This is a genomic window from Synechococcus sp. R70.1 (assembly GCF_047461675.1).
Lineage (GTDB): Bacteria > Cyanobacteriota > Cyanobacteriia > Thermostichales > Thermostichaceae > Thermostichus.
This window is the reverse complement of the sequence record NZ_JANSHR010000110.1, coordinates 1-504: the sequence shown is the minus strand read 5'-3', so window position 1 is coordinate 504 and position 504 is coordinate 1. Positions and strand designations below refer to the sequence as shown.

Sequence of the window (504 nt, the reverse complement as noted above, 5' to 3'; positions counted from 1 at the left end):
GATCGCGATAATCGCGATTACGACCAGCAGTTCAATCAGTGTGAAGCCGTTGCGTTGCATAGGGTCACCTCTGAGATATTTTTGCCCTCACCCCCACCCCCTCTCCCACAAGGGGGGAGAGGGGAGTAGGGGCGAACGGCTGTTCGCCCTTCCCCTCTCCCGCTCTGGGGTTGATGGCACAACACGCACAAGTTGCTCCATCCTTACCCTCGTGCTATAGCGAGATGACTTGGTCGGGTGGGTTGCCCGCCAGCGCGGCGTAGAGGTCGGGGAAGCAGCCCACCTGCACGCCCTCGACGGTATTGTAGGGCACGCAGTCGCCTGGAGTGGTGCGCCCTGTGCCGTCGGGGTTGCACCAGCGCAGCTCGCCCTTGGCTAAGTTGCGCTCCAGCGCGCAGGCGTCGCAAATCATCAGCAGGATGCCCTTCTCCTTCGCAATCTTCGCCACGCGCTCGCCAATCGGGTCGCCCTGACGCAGCACGAAGGCGTTATCGTCGAAGAAGA

The 504-nt window shown here is 62.1% G+C and carries 2 protein-coding genes; both read right to left on the bottom strand.

What is annotated here, in order from left to right; translation table 11 throughout:
* Positions 1–60 (bottom strand): prepilin-type N-terminal cleavage/methylation domain-containing protein (locus tag NW807_RS10860; RefSeq protein ID WP_414426111.1); only part of this gene is annotated, 60 nt, incomplete at its 3' end.
* A gap of 154 nt (positions 61–214) precedes the next feature.
* Positions 215–504, bottom strand: a 290-nt coding sequence (locus NW807_RS10855) for a sulfur reduction protein DsrE (protein ID WP_414426110.1), incomplete at its 5' end; no start/stop codon positions are given.